Origin of the sequence: Butyrivibrio sp. DSM 10294 (assembly GCF_028539135.1) — a bacterium.
Taxonomy (GTDB): domain Bacteria; phylum Bacillota; class Clostridia; order Lachnospirales; family Lachnospiraceae; genus Butyrivibrio.
This window is the reverse complement of sequence record NZ_JANSWL010000080.1, coordinates 1-20,152: the sequence shown is the minus strand read 5'-3', so window position 1 is coordinate 20,152 and position 20,152 is coordinate 1. Positions and strand designations below refer to the sequence as shown.

General features: G+C 45.2%; 20 protein-coding genes. 5 read left to right on the top strand and 15 right to left on the bottom strand.

Going from position 1 to position 20,152, the window contains the following annotated elements; translation table 11 throughout:
• Positions 1 to 164: 164 nt before the first annotated feature.
• Positions 165 to 1,364, bottom strand: coding sequence for a DNA-processing protein DprA (gene dprA / locus NXH67_RS11745; RefSeq protein WP_272797491.1), 1,200 nt, complete (start codon positions 1,362 to 1,364; stop codon positions 165 to 167).
• On the bottom strand, positions 1,365 to 2,933 hold the full coding sequence (locus NXH67_RS11740; protein ID WP_022778962.1) for a YifB family Mg chelatase-like AAA ATPase: 1,569 nt from the start codon (positions 2,931 to 2,933) through the stop codon (positions 1,365 to 1,367). It abuts the gene before it with no gap.
• Between the two features lie 145 nt (positions 2,934 to 3,078).
• On the opposite strand from NXH67_RS11740, the gene NXH67_RS11735 reads away from it, so the two are divergent.
• Positions 3,079 to 4,080: an acyltransferase family protein gene (locus NXH67_RS11735; protein WP_272797490.1), complete on the top strand. Its 1,002-nt coding sequence runs from the start codon at positions 3,079 to 3,081 to the stop codon at positions 4,078 to 4,080.
• A 25-nt stretch (positions 4,081 to 4,105) separates the two neighbouring features.
• Here the strand turns inward: NXH67_RS11735 and NXH67_RS11730 are convergent, their stop codons facing one another.
• The 4 genes from NXH67_RS11730 to lepA all read right to left on the bottom strand — a co-directional run bounded on the left by NXH67_RS11730 (position 4,106) and on the right by lepA (position 8,877).
• A complete protein-coding gene (locus NXH67_RS11730) occupies positions 4,106 to 5,167 on the bottom strand; it encodes a type IV pilus twitching motility protein PilT (RefSeq protein ID WP_022778960.1) in 1,062 nt (353 codons plus the stop codon).
• A 93-nt stretch (positions 5,168 to 5,260) separates the two neighbouring features.
• Entirely contained in the window at positions 5,261 to 5,854 is a 594-nt protein-coding gene (gene yfbR / locus NXH67_RS11725) for a 5'-deoxynucleotidase (RefSeq protein WP_022778959.1), read from the bottom strand.
• A gap of 69 nt (positions 5,855 to 5,923) precedes the next feature.
• Positions 5,924 to 7,051: a radical SAM family heme chaperone HemW gene (gene hemW, locus NXH67_RS11720; protein WP_272797489.1), complete on the bottom strand. Its 1,128-nt coding sequence runs from the start codon at positions 7,049 to 7,051 to the stop codon at positions 5,924 to 5,926.
• A gap of 17 nt (positions 7,052 to 7,068) precedes the next feature.
• A complete protein-coding gene (lepA, locus tag NXH67_RS11715; RefSeq protein WP_022778957.1) occupies positions 7,069 to 8,877 on the bottom strand; it encodes a translation elongation factor 4 in 1,809 nt (602 codons plus the stop codon).
• A 202-nt stretch (positions 8,878 to 9,079) separates the two neighbouring features.
• Between lepA and rpsT the strand changes: the two genes are divergently transcribed.
• Positions 9,080 to 9,343, top strand: coding sequence for a 30S ribosomal protein S20 (gene rpsT, locus NXH67_RS11710; protein WP_022778956.1), 264 nt, complete (start codon positions 9,080 to 9,082; stop codon positions 9,341 to 9,343).
• An 85-nt stretch (positions 9,344 to 9,428) separates the two neighbouring features.
• On the opposite strand, the gene NXH67_RS11705 is transcribed toward rpsT, so the two are convergent.
• The 7 genes from NXH67_RS11705 to NXH67_RS11675 all read right to left on the bottom strand — a co-directional run bounded on the left by NXH67_RS11705 (position 9,429) and on the right by NXH67_RS11675 (position 16,724).
• Positions 9,429 to 10,424: a putative ABC transporter permease gene (locus tag NXH67_RS11705; protein WP_022778955.1), complete on the bottom strand. Its 996-nt coding sequence runs from the start codon at positions 10,422 to 10,424 to the stop codon at positions 9,429 to 9,431.
• 23 nt (positions 10,425 to 10,447) lie between these two features.
• Positions 10,448 to 11,407, bottom strand: a complete 960-nt coding sequence (locus NXH67_RS11700) for a TIGR03943 family putative permease subunit (protein WP_272797488.1) — start codon at positions 11,405 to 11,407, stop codon at positions 10,448 to 10,450.
• Between the two features lie 3 nt (positions 11,408 to 11,410).
• Positions 11,411 to 12,691 (bottom strand): GTP-binding protein, encoded by a 1,281-nt coding sequence (locus NXH67_RS11695; protein ID WP_272797487.1) that lies wholly within the window; start codon positions 12,689 to 12,691, stop codon positions 11,411 to 11,413.
• An 80-nt stretch (positions 12,692 to 12,771) separates the two neighbouring features.
• Complete coding sequence (locus tag NXH67_RS11690) at positions 12,772 to 14,637, bottom strand: hypothetical protein (protein WP_272797486.1); 1,866 nt, start codon at positions 14,635 to 14,637, stop codon at positions 12,772 to 12,774.
• A 199-nt stretch (positions 14,638 to 14,836) separates the two neighbouring features.
• Complete coding sequence (locus NXH67_RS11685; RefSeq protein ID WP_272797485.1) at positions 14,837 to 15,340, bottom strand: Gx transporter family protein; 504 nt, start codon at positions 15,338 to 15,340, stop codon at positions 14,837 to 14,839.
• Positions 15,341 to 15,353: 13 nt separating this feature from the next.
• Complete coding sequence (locus NXH67_RS11680; RefSeq protein WP_272797484.1) at positions 15,354 to 15,737, bottom strand: NusG domain II-containing protein; 384 nt, start codon at positions 15,735 to 15,737, stop codon at positions 15,354 to 15,356.
• Positions 15,738 to 15,749: 12 nt separating this feature from the next.
• Entirely contained in the window at positions 15,750 to 16,724 is a 975-nt protein-coding gene (locus NXH67_RS11675) for a tRNA dihydrouridine synthase (RefSeq protein ID WP_272797483.1), read from the bottom strand.
• 153 nt (positions 16,725 to 16,877) lie between these two features.
• Here NXH67_RS11675 and NXH67_RS11670 point away from each other — a divergent pair, with 153 nt between their 5' ends.
• The 3 genes from NXH67_RS11670 to NXH67_RS11660 all read left to right on the top strand — a co-directional run bounded on the left by NXH67_RS11670 (position 16,878) and on the right by NXH67_RS11660 (position 19,060).
• On the top strand, positions 16,878 to 17,138 hold the full coding sequence (locus NXH67_RS11670) for a hypothetical protein (RefSeq protein ID WP_272797482.1): 261 nt from the start codon (positions 16,878 to 16,880) through the stop codon (positions 17,136 to 17,138).
• 138 nt (positions 17,139 to 17,276) lie between these two features.
• Entirely contained in the window at positions 17,277 to 17,942 is a 666-nt protein-coding gene (locus NXH67_RS11665; RefSeq protein ID WP_272797481.1) for a hypothetical protein, read from the top strand.
• A gap of 59 nt (positions 17,943 to 18,001) precedes the next feature.
• Positions 18,002 to 19,060 carry a substrate-binding domain-containing protein gene (locus NXH67_RS11660; protein ID WP_272797480.1) on the top strand — a complete coding sequence of 353 codons (1,059 nt, stop codon included), beginning with the start codon at positions 18,002 to 18,004 and terminating at the stop codon, positions 19,058 to 19,060.
• Positions 19,061 to 19,577: 517 nt separating this feature from the next.
• Here the strand turns inward: NXH67_RS11660 and NXH67_RS11655 are convergent.
• The gene (locus NXH67_RS11655; RefSeq protein WP_272797479.1) at positions 19,578 to 19,760 is read right to left on the bottom strand and encodes a hypothetical protein; all 183 of its coding nucleotides are present in this window, start codon (positions 19,758 to 19,760) and stop codon (positions 19,578 to 19,580) included.
• A 109-nt stretch (positions 19,761 to 19,869) separates the two neighbouring features.
• Positions 19,870 to 20,152 (bottom strand): hypothetical protein (locus NXH67_RS11650; protein WP_272797478.1); only part of this gene is annotated, 283 nt, incomplete at its 5' end.

The following is a 20,152-nucleotide window of genomic DNA, read 5'->3' as shown; positions in this document are numbered from 1 at the left end:
CCATAAAAATTTCTTGGTTGCGCAACTTGCGCAATCGGTTGCTCTAATAAAAAGTGTAGGACTTGTGCATCATTTTGTCAATTAAGCACTTTTGATGATATAACGTTTGCGTTTTTATACACATTGCACATTGACATTTTGCATCGGAATCGTTTTCGGTATCGTTACCGGAAACGTTTTGCGCAAGCGGTGCCACCCAGTATTTTCCTGTAATACGCGCCATCTTGAGCAATTTTGCCACTTCCCACCATGTCCATTAACCTTTGCATTAACTCCGGTATCGATATTACGACACCGTTTCCGGCAAGCTTATCAAGTATTGATGATGCTGTAGTAGGGATAATATCTATAGTTTCAAGGATTTCATCCTCTATAGTTAATACTTCTTCGTCAATATAATCAGTTTCCTCTTCTATAAGAGCGTTTTCGTCGTTTTTATCACTATTTCGTTTATTGTAGTCCCGTTTTCTTACTTCAAAGAGTTTTTCCAGGATATCCTCTGTCCCCAATACTATCCCAGCGCCCTGACAGATGAGCTGATTACAGCCGTCACTGAGCCTGTCGGTAACTCTTCCGGGGAGAGCCACAACCTCCTTCCCCTGTTCAAGAGCAGTATCGACCGTAATCTGGGTTCCGGACTTAAGCCTTGCCTCCACTACGACCACCACATCCGACATACCGCTGATTATCCTGTTTCGCATGGGAAAGAAACCGGCTCTTGGCATGGTCCCGGGAGGATACTCCGAGATAACACCGCCATTTAGGCACAGCTCATCATAGAGGGGCTTGTTGTCATCCGGATAGCAGATATCAACGCCGCTTCCGACTATTCCGAAGGACTTTCCGCCGGCTTCCACAGCGGCCTTCTGGCTGATACCGTCAACTCCCCTGGCCATTCCGCTGATCACCTGAACTCCTGCGTGAGCAAGGCCTCTCCCAAGCTGCCTTGCCATAAATCTGCCGTACTCCGAACACATCCTTGCTCCGATTATGGCAACGCAGGGCTTACTGTCATCGGGAAGTTCCCCCTTAACATACAGAGCAAAGGGCGGATCCGGAATGTTCTTGAGCTTTTCCGGAAAATCAGGATCTATCCTAGGAATAAATCTGATCCCCAGCTTCTGCAGTTTCTCCCTTTCCTTGGCAAAATCCCAGACATTTCGGGATTCGACGAACTTCTTTGTCTGGGCCTTACTAAGAATTCCGCCCAGTTCCCTCTCATCCATCTCATATATCTCCCTGCAGCTTCTGCCGCCGCACAGGAGCTTGTCTATGGTTCCGCGGCCGATCGTCGGAACGTTGAACAGCCAGTGGGCATACTCGTTTTCGGTTATATTTACGTTTCTGTTTTTGTCTCGTATCATTTACTCCTCCTGCTGACGCCAGTACTTGCCGTCGGTCATACGATAGCTGAGTGCCTCCATCAGATGTAACTGTGTAATATTGTCGCATGCTTCTATATCCGCTATTGTGCGGGCAATCCTAAGGACCTTATGATAAGCCCTTGCGCTTAGTTCCATGGTGCAAAAAGCGTTCTCAAGAAAGCTCTTTTCCTTAGGGGCCAGAGCGCAGTATTTTTCTATGTCCTTCGGAGACATTTCGGAGTTGAAATTAAGGCCTGTGCCCGCAAATCTCTCCTGCTGCCTCTTTCTTGCCTCAAGGACTCTTTTCCTGATGGCTGCGCTACTCTCGTTGGCGCTTTTATTTCCCCGCGAGAGATCTGAAATATCCACCCTTGGTGCCTCCACGCAGATATCGATCCTGTCAAGGATAGGCCCGGAAATATGCCCAAGATATCGCCTTATCTCATTGGGAGTACATTTGCACTTGTTCCTGTCGGGATAATAACCGCAAGGGCATGGATTGAGAGCCCCCGCCAGCATGAAATCCGCAGGATAGGAAAAGGTCCCCTTGGTTCTGACTATGTTTATCTTCCTGTCTTCTATGGGTTGTCGCAAAAGATCCAGTTTTGCTCTTGAAAACTCAGGCATTTCATCGAGAAATAAGACTCCCCTGTGGGATAAAGAAATTGCTCCGGGATGAGGAATGCTTCCACCTCCAGTGAGTGCGGTCTCAGTTATGAGATGGTGCGGTGCCATGAAGGGCCTTGCTGTGATGAGAGCTTCATTCTCTCCCAGCATACCTGCCACGGAATAGATTGCAGATACTTCAAGACTCTCCTTGAGAGACAAGGGCGGAAGTATAGTGGGAATGCGCTTGGCTACCATACTCTTGCCGGAGCCCGGAGGTCCGATAAGGAGAATGTGATGGAATCCCGCTGCGGCTATTTCAACAGCTCTTTTTACCCCTGCCTGGCCATTGATGTCGGCAAAATCGAGCTTACTCTGCCTTCTCTCCCCTTCTCTGAATATCTCATCTATATCTACAACAGTTGGCGGGATATACTCATCGCGCTCCTCTTCATCCGCAGTAAGATAAGCTACCGCCTCCTGAAGGGACGAAACTCCGATTATCTTGATTCCGTCAATTACAGCTCCCTCCCTGGAATTGGCCTTGGGGAGAATAACGGTTCTATACCCCATCTCCTTGGCCTTCATTACAATGGGCAGGGTTCCCTTCACCGCCTTGATCTCGCCGTCGAGGCCAAGTTCTCCCAGCACCACCGTATCTTGGAGAGAATCCTCTGAGATCTCGCCAATGGCCGTCAGTATACCCACCGCCACAGGCAGATCCACCACAATTCCCTCCTTCTTGATATCCGCCGGTGATAGATTAACCGTTATCTTCGAGGGCGGAAGTTTGAATCCGTAATTTTTCAGAGCAACTCTTACTCTGTCCTTGGCTTCGCGGACCTCTCCGCTCATAAAGCCAACCATGTTAAAGCCGGGTAGTCCGTCGGAAACATCCACTTCTACCTGCATCAGATAGGAGGATATACCATGGACAGCTCCGGATACAATAGAACTGAACATCGCTGTATTCACCTTTCAATTTTAGTCATGGAAATAATGTCTGCCAGATATGCAAACACTTTTTTAGGTATTTATTTAGACAAAAATGCTGTTTGTTATTATAATTCATTATGTGAGAAAAGTCTAGATTAAAAGGGAGTTTTTTATGAGAGAGAAAATCAGCAAACACAGATCGGAAATCATGGCTATCTGCATTTTTCTGGTGTATTTTAACCATCTTTTCTATGAACCCGCCGAAGGTTCCATCGGCTTTATCATACACAGAAATGCCATACTCGGAGTGGACGCCTTCATTGTATTGTCAATGTTTGGTCTCTACCATTCCTTTGAAAAAAATCCGATAACCAATCTTCGCACCTACTGGCAGTACCTTTTTAGACGAATCCTTCGTATCTACGTGGTATATGCCCCTGTAACGGTAATGTATATGCTGATTGATAACTGGAGCATCAAAGAGCTGGTTCGTAAGCTCCTTCTTATCGACCAGTTAACTCAGTCTATATATGTTCACCTGTGGTACATTCCCTGCATAATTATCTTTTATATATTTGCACCTTTTTGCTATATGCTGGTCAAGAAGGTCAAAAATGTTCCGCTTCTGACAGTAGCTCTGTCCGTTGCGCTCTACATTTTCCTCTTCACAGTGAACCCCACAGGCCTTATCAGAAGAGATATCAATGCGATACTTACAAGAATCCCGGATGTTTTCCTGGGCTTCATGCTGGCTACCTACGATGATTCACTCAGCAAAAAAGCCAGGAACCTCTACGCGGTTCTGATAGCTGTAATGGCCCTGTTTGGAGCAGGACTTGTGTATTATGAGATCAACTACGGATTCTTCGATGCCTTCCACGCCGACAATGTCATCCACAGTAACCTTCTGGTTTCTGCAATGATAGTTGTGCTGGCACTGATATTTGACGCCTTCGACAAGCTCAAGGCCACTGCCTTCATCAACAAGGCTCTTGCCCTTATAGGCACGCTTACCCTGGAGATCTACTGTCTTCACGAATGGGTATGGAAATACATTAGCCCCATGGAGATCAAGCTTGGCAAAAGACACATTGCCTGCGCCCTTATCATATTTGTGGCTTCAATGGGACTTAACAGAATTGGCAGGTTCTTTTTACAAAAACCTGCCAAGTAAAGAACTGCTATATATTTTTTAAGATTTATCTTAACATCTTCATCTGCATATTATCAGGATCCTGGGCAAACTGGATAGCCATTTCTCTTGATATCTTCTGATCCTTGTACATCTGGATGATAGCATCGTCCATGGTTATCATGCCCATCTTCCTGTTGGTCTGCATTATGGTTATAAGCTGGTGAGACTTACCCTCTCTTATGAGGTTCCTTACAGCGCTGTTAACGTGAAGCACTTCAAAGGCAGCATGTCTGGTAACCCCGTCATTGGAGGGAATGAGCTGCTGGGAAATGATGGCTTCTATTACGCTGGCCAGCTGAATCCTTATCTGTTGCTGCTGATGAGGCGGAAATACATCGATCAGTCTGTCTACGGTATTGGATGCTCCGATGGTGTGAACCGTTGACAGCACCAGATGACCCGTCTCTGCAGCTGTGATCGCTGTACTTATGGTCTCAAGATCTCGCATCTCTCCCACAAGAATTACATCCGGATCCTCACGAAGCGCCGCCCTGAGGGCATTGGCGTAGCTGTTGGAATCTGTTCCGATCTCCCTCTGGTTAACAATCGACATTCTGTGCTGATAGGTAAACTCAATCGGGTCCTCAAGGGTTATTACATGAGCCTCCCGGTTGTTATTGATCATATCGATTATCGAAGCAAGCGTAGTGGATTTGCCGCTTCCGGTGGGTCCGGTAACAAGAACCAGGCCTCTTTTCCTGTTATACAGGTCGATGACGGTATCCGGAATTCCCAGACTGTCAGCGGATGGGATCTGAGTTGCCACAACTCTGAAGGCCATAGCTATAGAACCACGCTGTCTGAACACATTGAGTCTGTATCTTCCAACGCCGGGGATTGAAAAGGACATATCATGCTGTCCGTTCTCCTCCAGGTGTTCTCTTTGCTTCTCGTTCATGACTTCATCCGCGATCTGGCTTGTATCCGCAGGAGTCATCTTCTCATATTTGTCCATGGCAACAAGCTTGCCATTGAGTCTCATCTTGGGCGGAAGACCTACTGTGATATGTACGTCCGAAGCACCGTTGTCTTTAGCCTCTCTTAGGATATCCTCGATTCTTGACATGTATACCTCTCACTCATCATGCATAATTAATCTTGCCGACTGAATAAAGCCTCAGATTAATTATGGCGCTTACAAGTGCAAAAATCAACTGTATTAAGTTAATTCATCTAAAGTATCTCCATAGGGGCCAAGGAACTCATTTACAAAGTCCAAAACCTCAGGAAGCTCCTGGTAGAGGCTCCTTATGGATTTCTCAGTGCTCTCTTTGGCTGTTCTGAACTCGGTATTTCCTGCGCTTACCTCAGCCATGCACTTGATAAGAGCCGAGAGCTTGTCTGCGGCCTTTACCAGTTTTCTCATATATGCCTCATTAGGGCCCATATCTCCTTTGAATATCTTCTCGTAGGAAGGTCTGAGATCCTTGGGGAGCTTATCAAGAAGCTTGTCATCGGCAATGGCCTCAACCTCCTTGTAAGCAGCCTTGAGCTCCTTGTTAAAATATTTGACGGGAGTAGGCATATCTCCGGTGATTATCTCGGAAGCGTCATGATAGAGGCCCACAAGAGCAGCTTTGTCCGCATCCAGATTCTTGCCGTATCTGACATTTCCTATGGTGCAGAGCGCATGAGCGATCATGGCAACCTCCATGGAATGCTCGCAGAGATTCTCAGGCCTTGTGTTGCGCATAAGAGCCCATCTCTCTATATATCTCATTCTTGATATCAATGCAAAAAAGTTGTAATTCATACCTGTAACTCCCTTTATAAACGATAGCACTTAATCTTACTATCAGAAAATGATTTAATCAATAGTACTTTACAATAAAAAGTCAGCCATAACGGTATTGCTAACATCAAGCCCCTTGTCGGTAAGACGCAGCCACCCTTTTTGCAGCTCAAGAAGGCCCATTTCCCTGTACCCGGAAATAACATCTCCGTAGACCGCAAAAATATCCTTGCCAAACTGCCTCTCAAATTCGCTGATGCTGATTCCCTCTACAAGACGAAGCCCAAGGAACATGAACTCTTCCATCTGAGCTTTGACATCAAGTTCTTCCACGTTTTCTCTGACTGAATCCGGATTCGTACTGTTCTGGATGTAATCCTCCACATTTCTTGTATTGTTCCATCTTCTGTTATCCACCATAGAAGCTGCGCCGATTCCAAGTCCCAGATACTCACCTCTTGTCCAGTAGACCTTGTTGTGTGAGCACTCATGGTCTCTGCCAAGGGCATAATTGGATATCTCATATCTGTGATATCTGTGCTCTTCAAGAAATCTCTTGGTCTCATGATACATGGCCCTGTCCACTTCCTCAGAGGGAAGATCCAGCTTCATGTCATAAAAAGGAGTCCCCTCCTCGATGATAAGACTGTAGGCAGAGATGTGCTCAGGTCTTAAGCTGACTACTTTTTTGAGGGTATCCATATAGGAATCCAGGCTCTGCCCCGGAAGAGCGCTCATCACATCCACGTTGATATTGCTAAAACCAGCCTTCCTCGCATTCTCGAAGGTCTCATAGAAGGCCTTTTTGTCATGGGCCCGCCCGATAGCCACAAGCTCGCTGTCGTTAAGGGACTGGGCTCCTATGCTGATCCTGTTAAAGCCTGCCTGTCTGTAATTGCACAGTTTGCCGTATATTGCCGAAGCGGGATTGACCTCTATACTGATCTCAGCGTCGCTCCTTATGCGAAAGTTCCCTGCGACCACGCCTAACGTCTCACATATCAGCCTGCTGTCAACAAAAGAAGGTGTTCCCCCTCCGAAGAACACCGACTTTATTTCATAATCTCTGAACTTATCAGCACATGCCTCTATCTCCTTTACCAGAGCGCTGAAGTATCCGTCGATCAGTTCCGACCTTGCGTTAAAGGACAGAAAATCGCAATACAGACACTTCTTGACACAAAAAGGAACATGCACATAAATAGACAACTGTTTCATAGCTGATCTCTTAATATTTAATCTACGCTGTCAAGCTTAAGGACGCTTAAGAATGCTGACTGGGGAACTTCTACGTTACCGATCTGACGCATCTTCTTTTTGCCTTCCTTCTGCTTCTCCAAAAGCTTCTTCTTACGTGAGATATCACCGCCGTAGCACTTGGCAAGAACGTCCTTCCTGTATGCCTTGACGGTCTCTCTTGCTATAACCTTGCCTCCGACAGATGCCTGGATGGGAATCTCAAACATATGCCTTGGGATCTCATCCTTGAGCTTCTCGCACATCTTGCGGCCGCGCTCATATGCACCCTCCTTGTGAACGATGAAGGACAGCGCATCCACTTCTTCCCTGTTGATAAGAATATCCAGCTTGACAAGATCGGACTTCTCATAGCCCTTGAGCTCATAGTCAAAGGATGCATAGCCCCTTGATCTTGACTTGAGGGCATCGAAGAAATCATAGATGATCTCGTTAAGAGGAAGCTCATATTTAAGGATTGCTCTTGTCTGCTCAATGTAATCGGTACTTAAGTATTTGCCTCTTCTCTCCTGGCACAGCTGCATAATGGCTCCCACATAATCAGTTGTCACCATGATCTCACCGTTAACGATCGGCTCCTCCATATAATCGATCTCGGAAGGATCTGGCAGATTGGTAGGGTTGGTAAGGTCAAATACGGTGCCGTCGGTCTTATGTACCTTGTATACAACGGAAGGCGCTGTGGTCACCAGGTTAAGGTCATACTCTCTCTCAAGTCTCTCCTGGATTACCTCCAGATGGAGAAGTCCAAGGAAACCTGCTCTGAAGCCAAAGCCCAGAGCCTGAGAAGTCTCTGGCTCATAGAAAAGAGAAGCATCATTGAGCTGAAGCTTTTCCAGTGCATCTCTTAAATCCGAATAATGAGCGGAGTCTGCGGGGTAAAGTCCGCAGTACACCATAGGCATAACCTTCTTGTAACCGGGAAGGGCCTCCTTGCAGGGATTGGCCAGATCCGTTACGGTATCACCTACGCGGGTATCCTCGATATTCTTGATTGATGCGGTAAAATATCCAACTTCACCGGCAGTAAGTTCATCACTTGCGATAAATCTTCCCGGTCCGAAATAGCCAACCTCAACAACATCCGCCTCAGCGTCGGTTGCCATGAACTTGACCTTCATTCCCTTCCTGATAACACCGTCTCTTACTCTGACAAATACGATAACTCCTCTGTAGGAATCATAGATACTGTCAAAAATAAGTGCAGTCAAAGGCTTGGATACATCACCAACCGGAGCGGGGATCTTCTCAACAACCGCCTCCAGAACCTCCTCAATACCGATTCCGTTCTTGGCTGAGATAAGAGGTGCATCCTGGGCCTCGATTCCGATCACGTCCTCAACCTCGTCCTTGACTTCCTGGGGCATTGCGCTGGGAAGGTCTATCTTGTTGATGACCGGAAATACGTCAAGGTCATGGTCAAGGGCCATATACACATTGGCAAGGGTCTGGGCTTCAACACCCTGTGTGGCATCAACCACCAGAATGGCTCCGTCACAGGCTGCAAGGCTTCTTGATACCTCATAACCAAAGTCAACGTGGCCGGGGGTGTCTATCATGTTAAGGATGTATTCCTGACCATCCTTAGCCTTATATATCATTCGCACAGCCTGAGATTTGATGGTGATTCCTCTCTCACGCTCGATATCCATGTTGTCCAGCACCTGATTCTGCATCTCTCTGCTGGTAAGGACACCTGTCTTTTCGATCATTCTGTCGGCCAGGGTTGATTTGCCGTGATCGATGTGTGCTACTATACAAAAATTTCTAATCTTACTCTGATCCACTTATATTTCCTCAATCTTATAATTAACTATTTTTTCCAACAACCTATAATAACATGACGGAGCCCAAAAATCCATTATATCTATTGACAGTTTGCGCAATTTCATCTAGAATAGACAGAGTATGTAGCATTAACTGTCCGTGTCCGGCTTAATGCACACACAAACATAATTTCAATTTTTCTAGTATAAATCGGAGGTAACTATGGCAAATATCAAATCCGCTAAGAAGAGAGTTTTGGTAAATAGCAAGAAGGCTGAGAGAAATCAGATGATCAAGTCAGCTGTTAAGACAGAGATCAAGAAGGTTAGAGCAGCTGTTGAGGCTGGTAACAAGGACGAGGCTGCTAAGGCACTCCTTGCTGCTACATCTGCTATCGACAAGGCTGAGTCAAAGGGAATCATCAAGAAGAACACTGCTTCAAGAAAGGTTTCCCGTCTTGCACAGGCTGTAAACAAGATGGCTTAAGCTTTTACTTTTTAATATTTTTGATAATAATAAAACCTGATGTCTTCTCACCGGCATCAGGTTTTTTGTTGTTCTTTATTATTTCTTATTTGTCGATTCTGCTCATTACCTTTTCCTTAAGTTCATCCATACTTATTCTGAACCTGGAGGTAATTGTCGGGTTGCCTGCGATTGTGCGGGCCTTGTACCACTCAAAAAATCCCTTCACCGGCGGAGGTGTCAGCTTGGACATTATAACTCTGTACTTAACATAGAGCTCTGCAACCTCTTCTTTGGCCCCTTCCACGTAGGAAGAAGGATCCAGCTTGATCTTTTCCCTGACACTTGCAAAGGTTCCCTCAAGGGTGCTGCTAAGGACATCGAGTCTGCTGCTTATTCCGGAGGTAATGGCCTGGGCCTTATTTCCAATGCCGCTTCCAAAGTTAATTGCGGTATTAAGGGTTCCGGAGGCGGTATTGCCTATGCCTTCTTTGACATCTTCGCCCTTAAAGGCAATGATAACGTCAAGACGCTTCTGCATTCTCTGGATCTCAGCCTTGGCCTTCTCCATATACATCAGAACATCGCGGAGTTCCAGAGCTGTCTTGAAGGCAATCATGAAGTCGCAGCTGATATATATTGTCAGAACCAGAGTAACAACAGTCAGTATGTTATATGGTATGGACAAGAGCAGTTTTTCAACCGGTATCTGCAGGTAGTGGGAAAACACAACGGTACAAACGCCCCAGAACAGCGTTGACTCAAGGCAGGTATACCCTTTGAAATTGAACTTCTTGTGGTGGTAATCCCAATATCTTACGTTAAACAGGGTCTCCATGAGAATGCCCGTTATAAGCTCAAGAAGCGTGGCGCCGAGACACCCTGCCAGATATACCAGAAGCACATTGTCGTAAAAGGGCCTTGATACCACCAGCATCATGACTCCGCCGCAACCATATAAAGGAATAAAGGGGCCTCGCATGAAGCCCCTGTTAACCAGTCTTTTCTCTAAAACCGAAACATACAGTGATTCCCATATCCATCCCAAAAAGCTGTAGGAATAGAAAAGAAACATCCACTGAAGCGGAAGATAATTAAACATATAATTCTCCTGAGATCAGATTCTTACTGCTGAGGATTGGAAAAATCTATTACCTGATTTTCAGGCTCTGTGGTCTTCTCCACTGAAACAGCCTTGAGAACGGGACCTTCGCCCTGGTATTCAGCAACATACTGCTTCTCAACCTTGGCGGTAACGAGAACCCAGTCCTTCTCATTAAGCTCTTCTGTCTTGTCATATTCGCAGGCAAAGCCCAAAAACTGCATATCCTGAGCACAGCAGGTCATAGCCATTCTTCCGGGAACGAATCTGTTCTTAGGGAATTCCTCGGGCTTAAGGACCATGCCTTTGAGTCTTACAGTCTTGCCTTCATATCTCTCAACATGATCAAGAGCATCAAGATAGAACATACCATAGCCGTAATTGTTAAGATCTATCGGGTTGGCATTTAAATCAAAAGGAAGATCCTCGTCAAGAGTAACATCAACTTCGCCGTTCTTGTCCTCGAAGATGATATCTGCCTTCTGATTGATTGCCTTGACATTTCTCTTATAGGATGCAAGATCCTCTATACCGTCGCAGCGGTTAAACAGAATAAGATCGGAATTCCTGATCTGCTCTGCAAGAAGAGACTTCATATTGCTGAAATACAGTTCGAAGCTGGAGGCATCGATGACTGTTATCTGCTGCTCCAGATTCCACATTACAGGAAGCTTCATGTTCTTGAAGTTCCACATACCGTTGTATTCCACAAGGATTCTCTCGGGATTGTGCTTGGCATCAAGAGCAATGAGAGTGTCAGGATTGAAATCCTCTTCGTCCTCGATCATCTCGATAACCGTATTGGTTGATTTAAGGAGCCTGTCCTCATAATCATTCTCGCCCTCTTCACATACTATAAGAAGGGTCTTGCCCTTGGTTCTGAAATAGGGCTGAGCGATGGTATATCTGAAAAAATCAGTCTTACCGCTATCTAAAAAACCATTGATTATATATACCGGTTTCAATTTACTTCTCCTTATCATAGCTTAAAGTCTGCGGAACAGCTTCTCAAGGTTCTCTTCCTTAAGCTTAGATCCGATAACGCAGAATTTACCTGTTACATCAGCTGCACCCTTACGGACATCAGCCTCTCCGGGAACATAGTCAAACTCTATCCAGGAGCCGTCTGTTGATGGAACAACACCCTTGGTACGAAGAACGATACCATAGGTCTCTTCGTCCTCAAGCCTTGCAAGCATGGACTCAATCTCCTCAGCTGTATATTTAAGGGGAGTCTCCATACCCCAGCTTGTAAATACATCGTGAGCAGCGTGATCATGATCGTGGTGATGATGCTCGTGCTCGTGCTCATGCTCATCATCGTCATCGTCGTGATGGTGGTGGTGATGCTCGTGTTCATGCTCATCATCGTCATCATCATGATCGTGATGGTGGTGATGATGCTCGTGTTCATGCTCATCATCGTCATCGTCGTGATGGTGGTGGTGATGCTCGTGCTCATGCTCATCATCGTCATCATCGTGGTCATGATGGTGATGGTGGCAGCTGCACTCCTCATCGTCACACTCATCTTCATCGTGGTCGTGGTGAGCGCTGTATACTACTGAGCCATCCTCTGCAACGGTCTTGTGTGCACCATGGTGATGATGGTGATGATGCTCTTCCTGCTCTTCCATAACAAGCTTAAGAAGCTCAGCTTCCAGATCATTGTTGCCCTCGAAGGTATCAAGAATCTCTTTACCTGTAATCTGATCAAGAGGAGTTGTGATGATTGTTGCCTTGGGATTGTGCTGACGAATAAGCTCTACAGCTGTTTCAATCTTGGCCTGATCAGCCTTGTCTGTTCTTGTAAGGATAATTGTGCCGGCGTTCTCAATCTGATTGATGAAGAATTCGCCGAAGTTCTTGATATAAACCTTAGCCTTGGATACATCAACAACGGTAACTGCGCTGTTAAGCTCCATATCAGCTGATCCGTCGGCGATGTTCTGAATAGCTCTCATAACATCGGATAACTTGCCTACTCCTGAGGGCTCGATGAGGATTCTCTCAGGTGCATACTGTTCCATAACCTGCTTGAGGGAGGTCTCGAAATCACCCACCAGTGAGCAGCAGATGCAGCCTGAATTCATCTCGGTGATCTCAATTCCTGCTTCCTTAAGAAAGCCGCCGTCAATACCGATCTCTCCGAACTCATTTTCAATAAGAACTACTTTTGTTCCTGCCAGAGCTTCCTTGAGAAGCTTCTTTATAAGTGTCGTCTTTCCTGCTCCGAGGAAGCCTGAAATAATATCTATCTTTGTCATATGTATACTCCATTCTGCACAAACATCTGTGCTATATCTACTACAACAAAGTATATTCTATAGCAGCCCCTGAAATAATGTCAAGGTTGCGGATTTTCCCCGCCGTCAGGCCCCTTTTCATCATTTCCTACTTCGGTGTGGATAAATGTCGTGGCCACAGCCTCAGTGACAACCTGACTGTCACCATCAGTTTTACCGGGGGCATCCTGTACATTTTCATTACTGTTATCTTCGCTGCCGCGAGTAGCTTCTCCTCCGGCCGCTTCTGTTTCACCGAGCACGGCTTCATTGCCCGAAATAACTTCACCATCAGTTATTGCTTCTACCACCGCTGCTTCTTCATCCTCAGGAGTCAGCACATCAGCGGGTCTTACTGTGGGTTTGTGGGAATCATACTTGATGCGGGCTTCTATGATCTGGCCATTCAGATAACCACAGCTGCAAGCGTATACATCTGCCTGATTGCCGAGACTACAATTTGAAACTGTCACCTGCTTGGAGGTTACAGACTGTCCGTTTCGCTTCTGAATATCTGAATAATCTCTTGTTGTTTCCGCATGGGAAGGATTGGTGTTTACAAATGTAGAGCCGCAATAATTGCAACGATAGTTATAGTACTGCTCACTGTTTACAGTATAGGCAGCCCCGAGATTATCAACACTTGTACCGGTGGAGTAGGTATATACCGTTACCTTTTTGTAGCACGCAGATGTATGCTGATGCTTCTTAGCCACGGTAAAACAGCCTCCATGCCTGTCTGCGGGCACTTCTTCTCCTTCATATTTATTGCCGTTTCCGTCGACATGATAATGTCTGATATACTCAATCTCTCCCTGCATCTGGGTTGTATCTATGCTGGAAATAGCCTGGCTTAACTCATAGAAGCTGGCATCCTCACTGACAGTTACGCCTTTGGTGAGTAAGGCGGATGCCAGTTGTTCTTTGCCCTTACTCACAGATTGAAAAACCTCATCAAGCTTGGTGTTTACCGATCCGATCTCTTCTTCCATATAGGATTTGAGCGATCCTATATCCGAATCCATTTTGGCATTCTGAGAATCGATCTTGTTAACCACGGTCTCATTATAGCCGGATATGGTCTCCTGAAGGCCGCCGAACTTGTTATCTACATTATTGTTAAGTGCGGTAATCTTGCCGCCGATATCCGAACTAAGTGCCTGAATATCGCCTCTGAAGGCATCTATGGCCTCCTTGTCTTTGGCCTGCAGATCCTCGTTCATCTTGTCAAGCTTGTCAATGATAGCATTGTACTTGGCAGTCAGATTATTGTTTATCTGCGCATCTCCGTCATTAATTTCTTTTTTGAGTTCCTCTGTCAGAGCGCGGTTATCTTCCTGAATCTTCGCATACTGCTGCTTGATCACGGAGAGATCTTCGCTTATCTTATCAAAGCCCTCGGCGATTAGTTTCTTGTTATCCTGATCCCCGGCGATGATGAGCTTCTCGACCTCCGTGATCTTGTCATTAGTCTTCTCAATGCTGGAGTGAATCTCCGATACGGACTTATCGAGACCTATTATCTTCTCTGTGATGGTGCTCTTAATCTCGCTGGTAATGGTCTCTGTGTTGTTTGTCTCCGAATCATTAGTCTCCTTACTGCTTATTTCCCTAAGTTCCCTGGTATCCTCGCAGATTGAGTCGATGCCTTCCTTGTTGTCGCATACCAGCTTGTCAAGCTCTGTGAGATACTCATGGATCTCATCCAGCTTCTCCCTGGTCTGTTCGTTGGCTTCCATGCCTTTTTCCCCGTACTCCTCCGCAACACTGGAAGCAACCACAGGTGTGCTAAGGTAGATGAGTCCTCCGCACAGTATCAGTGCGATCAGTACCGCAATGGCCACCACTACAGTGTCATGTCTTTTCAGCTTTTTTAAGAGCTGCTTGATTGAATTGTTCTGTTTTCCGAATCTCTCTTTCAGTTTCATTACATATCCTTTCTTCCTTGCGCGGCATATGTATGAAAAGCCCCAAAAACAGACACCACAACATATGCAGCGAATATTTGATAAAAAGTGAAATATCAGCAGGAGAACTCCTGTGATTTGTACCAGCTGAATGCTGATGAGAACATATTATACATAAAAAGAGTAAAATGCAAGAAAGTTTTGAGAGTTCACAAATAATTCAAAAATCAGATTTACCCACAGGGATTCTGCGGATAACAAGAGCACCTATGATTCCGATGACAAATCCGGACAAAACTCCGCTTAACCACAGAACGGGAAGGTACCAGAAAATTGCCTTTGTATTCAGAATAATCATCGCCATGATTATCTGTCCAAGATTATGGCAGAGTCCTCCTGCGATGCTGACTCCCGTCGCCGAAAACCTGCCAAGCTTCTTAAGAAGTATCATTACTATAGTGGCAAGCATGCCTCCTGCAAGTGAAAAGGATAAGCTCATGGCATTGCCGAACAGAAGCGCCACTGCTACTATTCTCACGAAATTAATTGCCAGAGCTCCTTTGTCACCAAGGATATAAAGAGCTACAAGAACAGCAATATTGGTAAGCCCGATCTTAACTCCGGGTACAGCAACAAAAGCCGGTATCTGAGACTCAACAAAGCTAAGTATCATCGCCAGTGCTGTCATCACTCCATATAGCGCAAGTTTGGATGTTTTCCTCAAGTTCTAAATCCCCTTAACCTACAATAGTATCGTATTCTTCGCTCTTTTCTTTTCCCCGTATCTCCACAGTAACCTTGTTGGGAAGGCAGATTATGGACTGCCCGGCTCTGCTTATTTTGCCCATGTGAACACACAATAGATCCGGGCAACTGGCGTCACTAAGATAAGCCTGACCGCCTTCTATTACCAGCAGGTTCCTGCCTCCGCCGGCACCCTCTATCTCATAGGTGGTGTCCACATCAAGAGGAAAAGCTGCAACTTCCTGTCCGTCAACGGACACTACCACCTCTGCCCCTGCCTGCCTCGTCAGGAATACAATCAGAGTTATGACAGCAAAAACAAAAAGCAGTCCTCCCAGGAGAATTATGTCATTTTTACGAATAAGCTTTTTTTCCACCTTAGCTCCGAATCACTTTGCAAAAAAATTATTAACCGCAGCGAAATACTCGCCCTTACTGCGGGATTTCCTGATGGCCTTGAGTTCCTTTTCCTTGCCTTCGAACCTTCCGGCAAGAAAAGCCCAGTGTTCAAGCATCTTGAAGATAACATTTCTCTCTTCGGGAATGTACTCGGCAAAGCCATAATATAATTTTTCCAGATATTCCTTGAGTTCTTCGTTTGAAAGAAGTTCTCCGCCTCTTAGTTCTCTTGCAAGGGCGGGGTTCTCCATTATTCCGCGTCCCAGCATGACTGCATCGGAGATATCCGCAATCTCAGCAATTATCGACTCATCGCCGGAGGACAGGATGTTGCCGTTGTAGCACACAGGTGCCGTTCCGCCGCTCTCACGGTATATGCTGACAGCTTTTTTGTAGGCGTCTACTCTGGGTTCGCCCTTGTAGTAGTCTTCTCTTACTCTGGAATGAATTGTCAGTTCACTGATCGGATATTTGGCGTAGATCTGCATGAGTTTCTCTGCCTCATCTTCGTCGTAAAACCCGAGCCTTGTCTTGAGCGAAATATCAACACCGCCCTCATCGTAGGGCTGTAGTTTCCCAAAAATTTCGCCAAGCATCCAATCCAGGTATTCTGTATCCAGAAGAAGGCCCGCACCCTTGTGCCTATTGACCACAGTGGGAGCAGGGCATCCAAGATTCAGATTAACCTCGTGATAGCCCAATTTTTTCATCTCAACGGCGGCCCAGCAGAAGGTGTCCGGTCTCCCCGCCATTATCTGAGCACATATCCTGTCCTTATCCGATTCAAAGGCGGGACTGTTCTCAAAGAGGGCATCCCTTTTTTCCCTTTTCTTGAAATGGAAATTGTGGGTTGCCGTAATAAAAGGCGTATAGTACTTGTCTATACTGTCGCCGAACATACTGTTATGAATATTTCTCAGAGGATAAAGAGTTATCCCCTCCATAGGTGCAAAATAAAATTTCATCTTCAAATTCTCCTACCTTAAGATACAACGAACGCATAATATTCACAAATTAATTTTAACTATTTTTAAGGAAATGTAGTATAATGAATAAAGCTTTTGTGAAAGAAATATTCACGGAATAGCAAAAATCAGAGAAAAGGGATTGAGGGAATTATGAGTCAGGAAAAAATAGACGCTTACAAAAAAGAAAAAGCAGGTCGTAAGGAAAGAATCGAGAAGCAGAAAAAGAGAAGAAAGATTGCCAAGATCATCAGCTGTCTTGCCGCTGTTGCAATTGTTGCAGCAATCGTTGGTTCTATTGTCTACAACAAGGTAGGTAAGAGCGATGACGCAGCTGCAGCAGATGCTTCAACAGAAGCTATCTCAACAGAGTATGTTGATGATACCGCCGCAGAGGCTTCATCTGCTGAATAATATCAGGCAGAAATAACCGGATAATGCAAAGAGCAAAGGATATCAATTCTTTGCTCTTTTTTTATTTTTGCAAACTATCTATATTTAGTTAATTGATGTAAGATAATATTGAGAATATCGCATTTTTTGGAGGCCTGAATGCACGAAACCACCCGCCTGTCCTACGAAGAAGGAACCGTAAATATCACATTGAATTCCGAAAGCCTGTATGAGATAGCTCCTCCTGCCTACAGGCCTGCCGACTATGACAATCTGGTGGAGGCATGCTTTACCAAAAAGGAGCTGGAGGCCATTTCAGGCGGTCAGACTGCCGACCTTAGTCTGAACCTTGCTATATCCGAAGATATCTCTGATGAATTCCTCAAGCAGCAGTTAGATGCCGCCATACAGAAGGAAGAAGCCTCCCTGGGTAAACTCTCAGAGGGAATGTATATCGAATTTTCCGCTGAAAAAACCGCTCCCGGCAGTCCTTCCGAAAGTCTCAGCACCCTCTCGGATGATGTTTTCATTGAAATAGACGTACCCTTGTATCTGATCTCCGAAGAGCGCTCTTACTGGATCATGGTAAGCAATATGGGTGAATACGTTCTTTTACCGGATCTTGACCCTGAGCCCGACTCAATCACCATTTCCACTCATAATCTGGGAACCGGCATCATACTGTATCAGGATCCTCTCGATTCGCTTGCTGATAACTCTGAGACAGGCTCCCATCCCAATATAAGGCATTTTTTATTTGCAGGAATAATCCTGCTTCTTGCGCTGTGGATTTTTCTGACACATTTACATAAAAACGATATGTAATATGCTTGTTTTCTGCTATACTAAAATATGTTTTTCAAAAAATATGACAGAGGTTTAGCATGAAAAATAGATTTCTTGTCCTTGCAGGTCTGATAATGGTCCTTGTTCCCACTCTTTTGGGATGTTCCTCCGGCTCAAGTCTTTTGGGCAGGGATGAAGCTATCATCGACAATTCAGACAGTGCGGACTTGTCAAATAAAAGAATCGGTGTCCTTATTTATCAATTTAGTGACGATTTCATGTCACGCTTTTCCGAAGAAACAGAGAAGTATCTGGATAGCCTTGGTTTTTCCAAGGAGAACATCACCATGCTGGATGCGCTCAACAACATGGATACTCAGCTTGAGCAGGCACAGCAGCTTATTGATGAAGGGTATGATGCTCTCATCGTCAACCCGGTCAATGTAAACGTCGTTCGTCCCATCACGGATATGGCCTCTGCTGCCGGTGTTCCCGTTATCTACATCAACAGAGAACCGGAGGCTTCCGAGGAAAGCCGCTGGGAGGATTACAACCTCAACATGACCTATGTGGGCTGTGATGCCAGACAGTCCGGAATCTATCAGGGCGAGCTTGTCTTAAGCCTTGGAGAATCCGCTGTAGACAAAAACGGCGATGGCTCCGTCAAATACTACCTCATTGAGGGTGCTCCGGAGAACATAGATGCAAGATACAGATCCGAATACTCTGTAGCCACCATTGCCCATGAGGGCTGGAATATGGACTGCCTCTACACAGGTGTCGGCAACTGGGACACAGCCACAGCAAGGGAGCTTGTCGCCAAGGCCCTTGTAGCCCACCCGGAAGTTGAACTGATAATCTGCAACAACGACGCCATGGCAATAGGCGCCATAGAGGCCCTTAATGCCGCAGACATTAAGCCCGGTCAGGACATATTGGTAGTGGGTGTTGACGCCCTCCCCCAGGCTATCGAATATGTAAAAGACGGATCTCTCGTGGGAACAGTTTTCAACGACTATATCTCACAGTCCCACAATGCTGTAGACGCCGCTGTCCGCTATATCACAGGCGAAGGCAACAAGCATTATATAGGCTGCGACTATATAAAGGTTAACAGGGAAAATGCTGATGAGATTGCTGAGATTGTGAATAAATAATTGGGAACGTTTATTGGAATGTATAAACCTCCAAGCCGAAATCGGTAAACAGTATACTTTTGCACTTTTTTGAACTGATAGTTTACGTCTATTCCTCTAATTATGTAAATAAGACGTAGTAAAAAAATCTCGTTACGTCTTATAATGCAATTTTCTGTATGAGACGTAGCGGTCCCACAGAAATTCAAAATTACTTACGTCTATCTGCATAATTCATTGAGTAAGACGTAATAATTCTGCCTGCCTTTTCACTTCCAAATCAGATTTACGTATTTATACATTTTCCCCCAATATAGACGTAATAAAAAACTTAGCACGCTACTTCTAATAAGTAAAAATGGGATTTTAGACGTAATGCCTGGAAAGGACTACTTCTGTTTAGATAAAAACTCTAGATGATACGTAATTTAACCGGATAATCCAGCCATAAAGTATCAATGAGTACCAATCAGTAACTAATAAAGAAAAAACCGCTCAATCTTTTGCTTCTCTTTGAATTCTATCTAAATAAAATTTATTAAAGTATATAACTATTCAATTTATCACTTAGTTTCTCGGCAACCGCGTTCTGTAAGCCACTGCTCTCATCCTTATTTACAGACTTTGTCTGCATCTCGTCACGCTGCAACTTTGCAGCATATATATCCTGACTAATATCTTTTACCTGCCTGTTCACTGAAGTAGTATTGATTCCTGCCATAATCATCTACCTCCTTGTACATGATTTGTGAATATCACAATGGTTTCTATATTTCCTTTCGGCATCAATCCTTTATCAGATAATACTAATGTCATGAATAGCATTTTTCTTATATCTGACTGTCTATAGCACTTCCTTTTACATCACTTGAAAGCAGGCTCAACTTATTGAGAATATTAGTAATCTCAGTATTAACAGCATTCTGCGTATCCTCCATAGATGCACCTTCAGAAATAATAGTCCTCTGGGCTTCCTCTGCTCCCATGCTGTCAGCTTCTGCACGTTCTCTTCTTGCAATAGCTCTTTTGGTATCAGCACTGGTTCTCTGGCTCTCTGCAGCGTGTTCCTTGATATTCTCTATCATTTCCTGCTGCATAGCTTCTTTTTCGAGT

Excerpts from the sequence above, each read along its gene's own strand:
- dprA (WP_272797491.1), bottom strand. The coding sequence starts at position 1,364 with ATGATACGAGACAAAAACAGAAACGTAAATATAACCGAAAACGAGTAT.
- NXH67_RS11740 (WP_022778962.1), bottom strand. The coding sequence starts at position 2,933 with ATGTTCAGTTCTATTGTATCCGGAGCTGTCCATGGTATATCCTCCTAT.
- NXH67_RS11735 (WP_272797490.1), top strand. The coding sequence starts at position 3,079 with ATGAGAGAGAAAATCAGCAAACACAGATCGGAAATCATGGCTATCTGC.
- NXH67_RS11730 (WP_022778960.1), bottom strand. The coding sequence starts at position 5,167 with ATGTCAAGAATCGAGGATATCCTAAGAGAGGCTAAAGACAACGGTGCT.
- yfbR (WP_022778959.1), bottom strand. The coding sequence starts at position 5,854 with ATGAATTACAACTTTTTTGCATTGATATCAAGAATGAGATATATAGAG.
- hemW (WP_272797489.1), bottom strand. The coding sequence starts at position 7,051 with ATGAAACAGTTGTCTATTTATGTGCATGTTCCTTTTTGTGTCAAGAAG.
- rpsT (WP_022778956.1), top strand. The coding sequence starts at position 9,080 with ATGGCAAATATCAAATCCGCTAAGAAGAGAGTTTTGGTAAATAGCAAG.
- NXH67_RS11705 (WP_022778955.1), bottom strand. The coding sequence starts at position 10,424 with ATGTTTAATTATCTTCCGCTTCAGTGGATGTTTCTTTTCTATTCCTAC.
- NXH67_RS11700 (WP_272797488.1), bottom strand. The coding sequence starts at position 11,407 with ATGATAAGGAGAAGTAAATTGAAACCGGTATATATAATCAATGGTTTT.
- NXH67_RS11695 (WP_272797487.1), bottom strand. The coding sequence starts at position 12,691 with ATGACAAAGATAGATATTATTTCAGGCTTCCTCGGAGCAGGAAAGACG.
- NXH67_RS11690 (WP_272797486.1), bottom strand. The coding sequence starts at position 14,637 with ATGAAACTGAAAGAGAGATTCGGAAAACAGAACAATTCAATCAAGCAG.
- NXH67_RS11675 (WP_272797483.1), bottom strand. The coding sequence starts at position 16,724 with ATGAAATTTTATTTTGCACCTATGGAGGGGATAACTCTTTATCCTCTG.
- NXH67_RS11670 (WP_272797482.1), top strand. The coding sequence starts at position 16,878 with ATGAGTCAGGAAAAAATAGACGCTTACAAAAAAGAAAAAGCAGGTCGT.
- NXH67_RS11665 (WP_272797481.1), top strand. The coding sequence starts at position 17,277 with ATGCACGAAACCACCCGCCTGTCCTACGAAGAAGGAACCGTAAATATC.
- NXH67_RS11660 (WP_272797480.1), top strand. The coding sequence starts at position 18,002 with ATGAAAAATAGATTTCTTGTCCTTGCAGGTCTGATAATGGTCCTTGTT.
- NXH67_RS11655 (WP_272797479.1), bottom strand. The coding sequence starts at position 19,760 with ATGGCAGGAATCAATACTACTTCAGTGAACAGGCAGGTAAAAGATATT.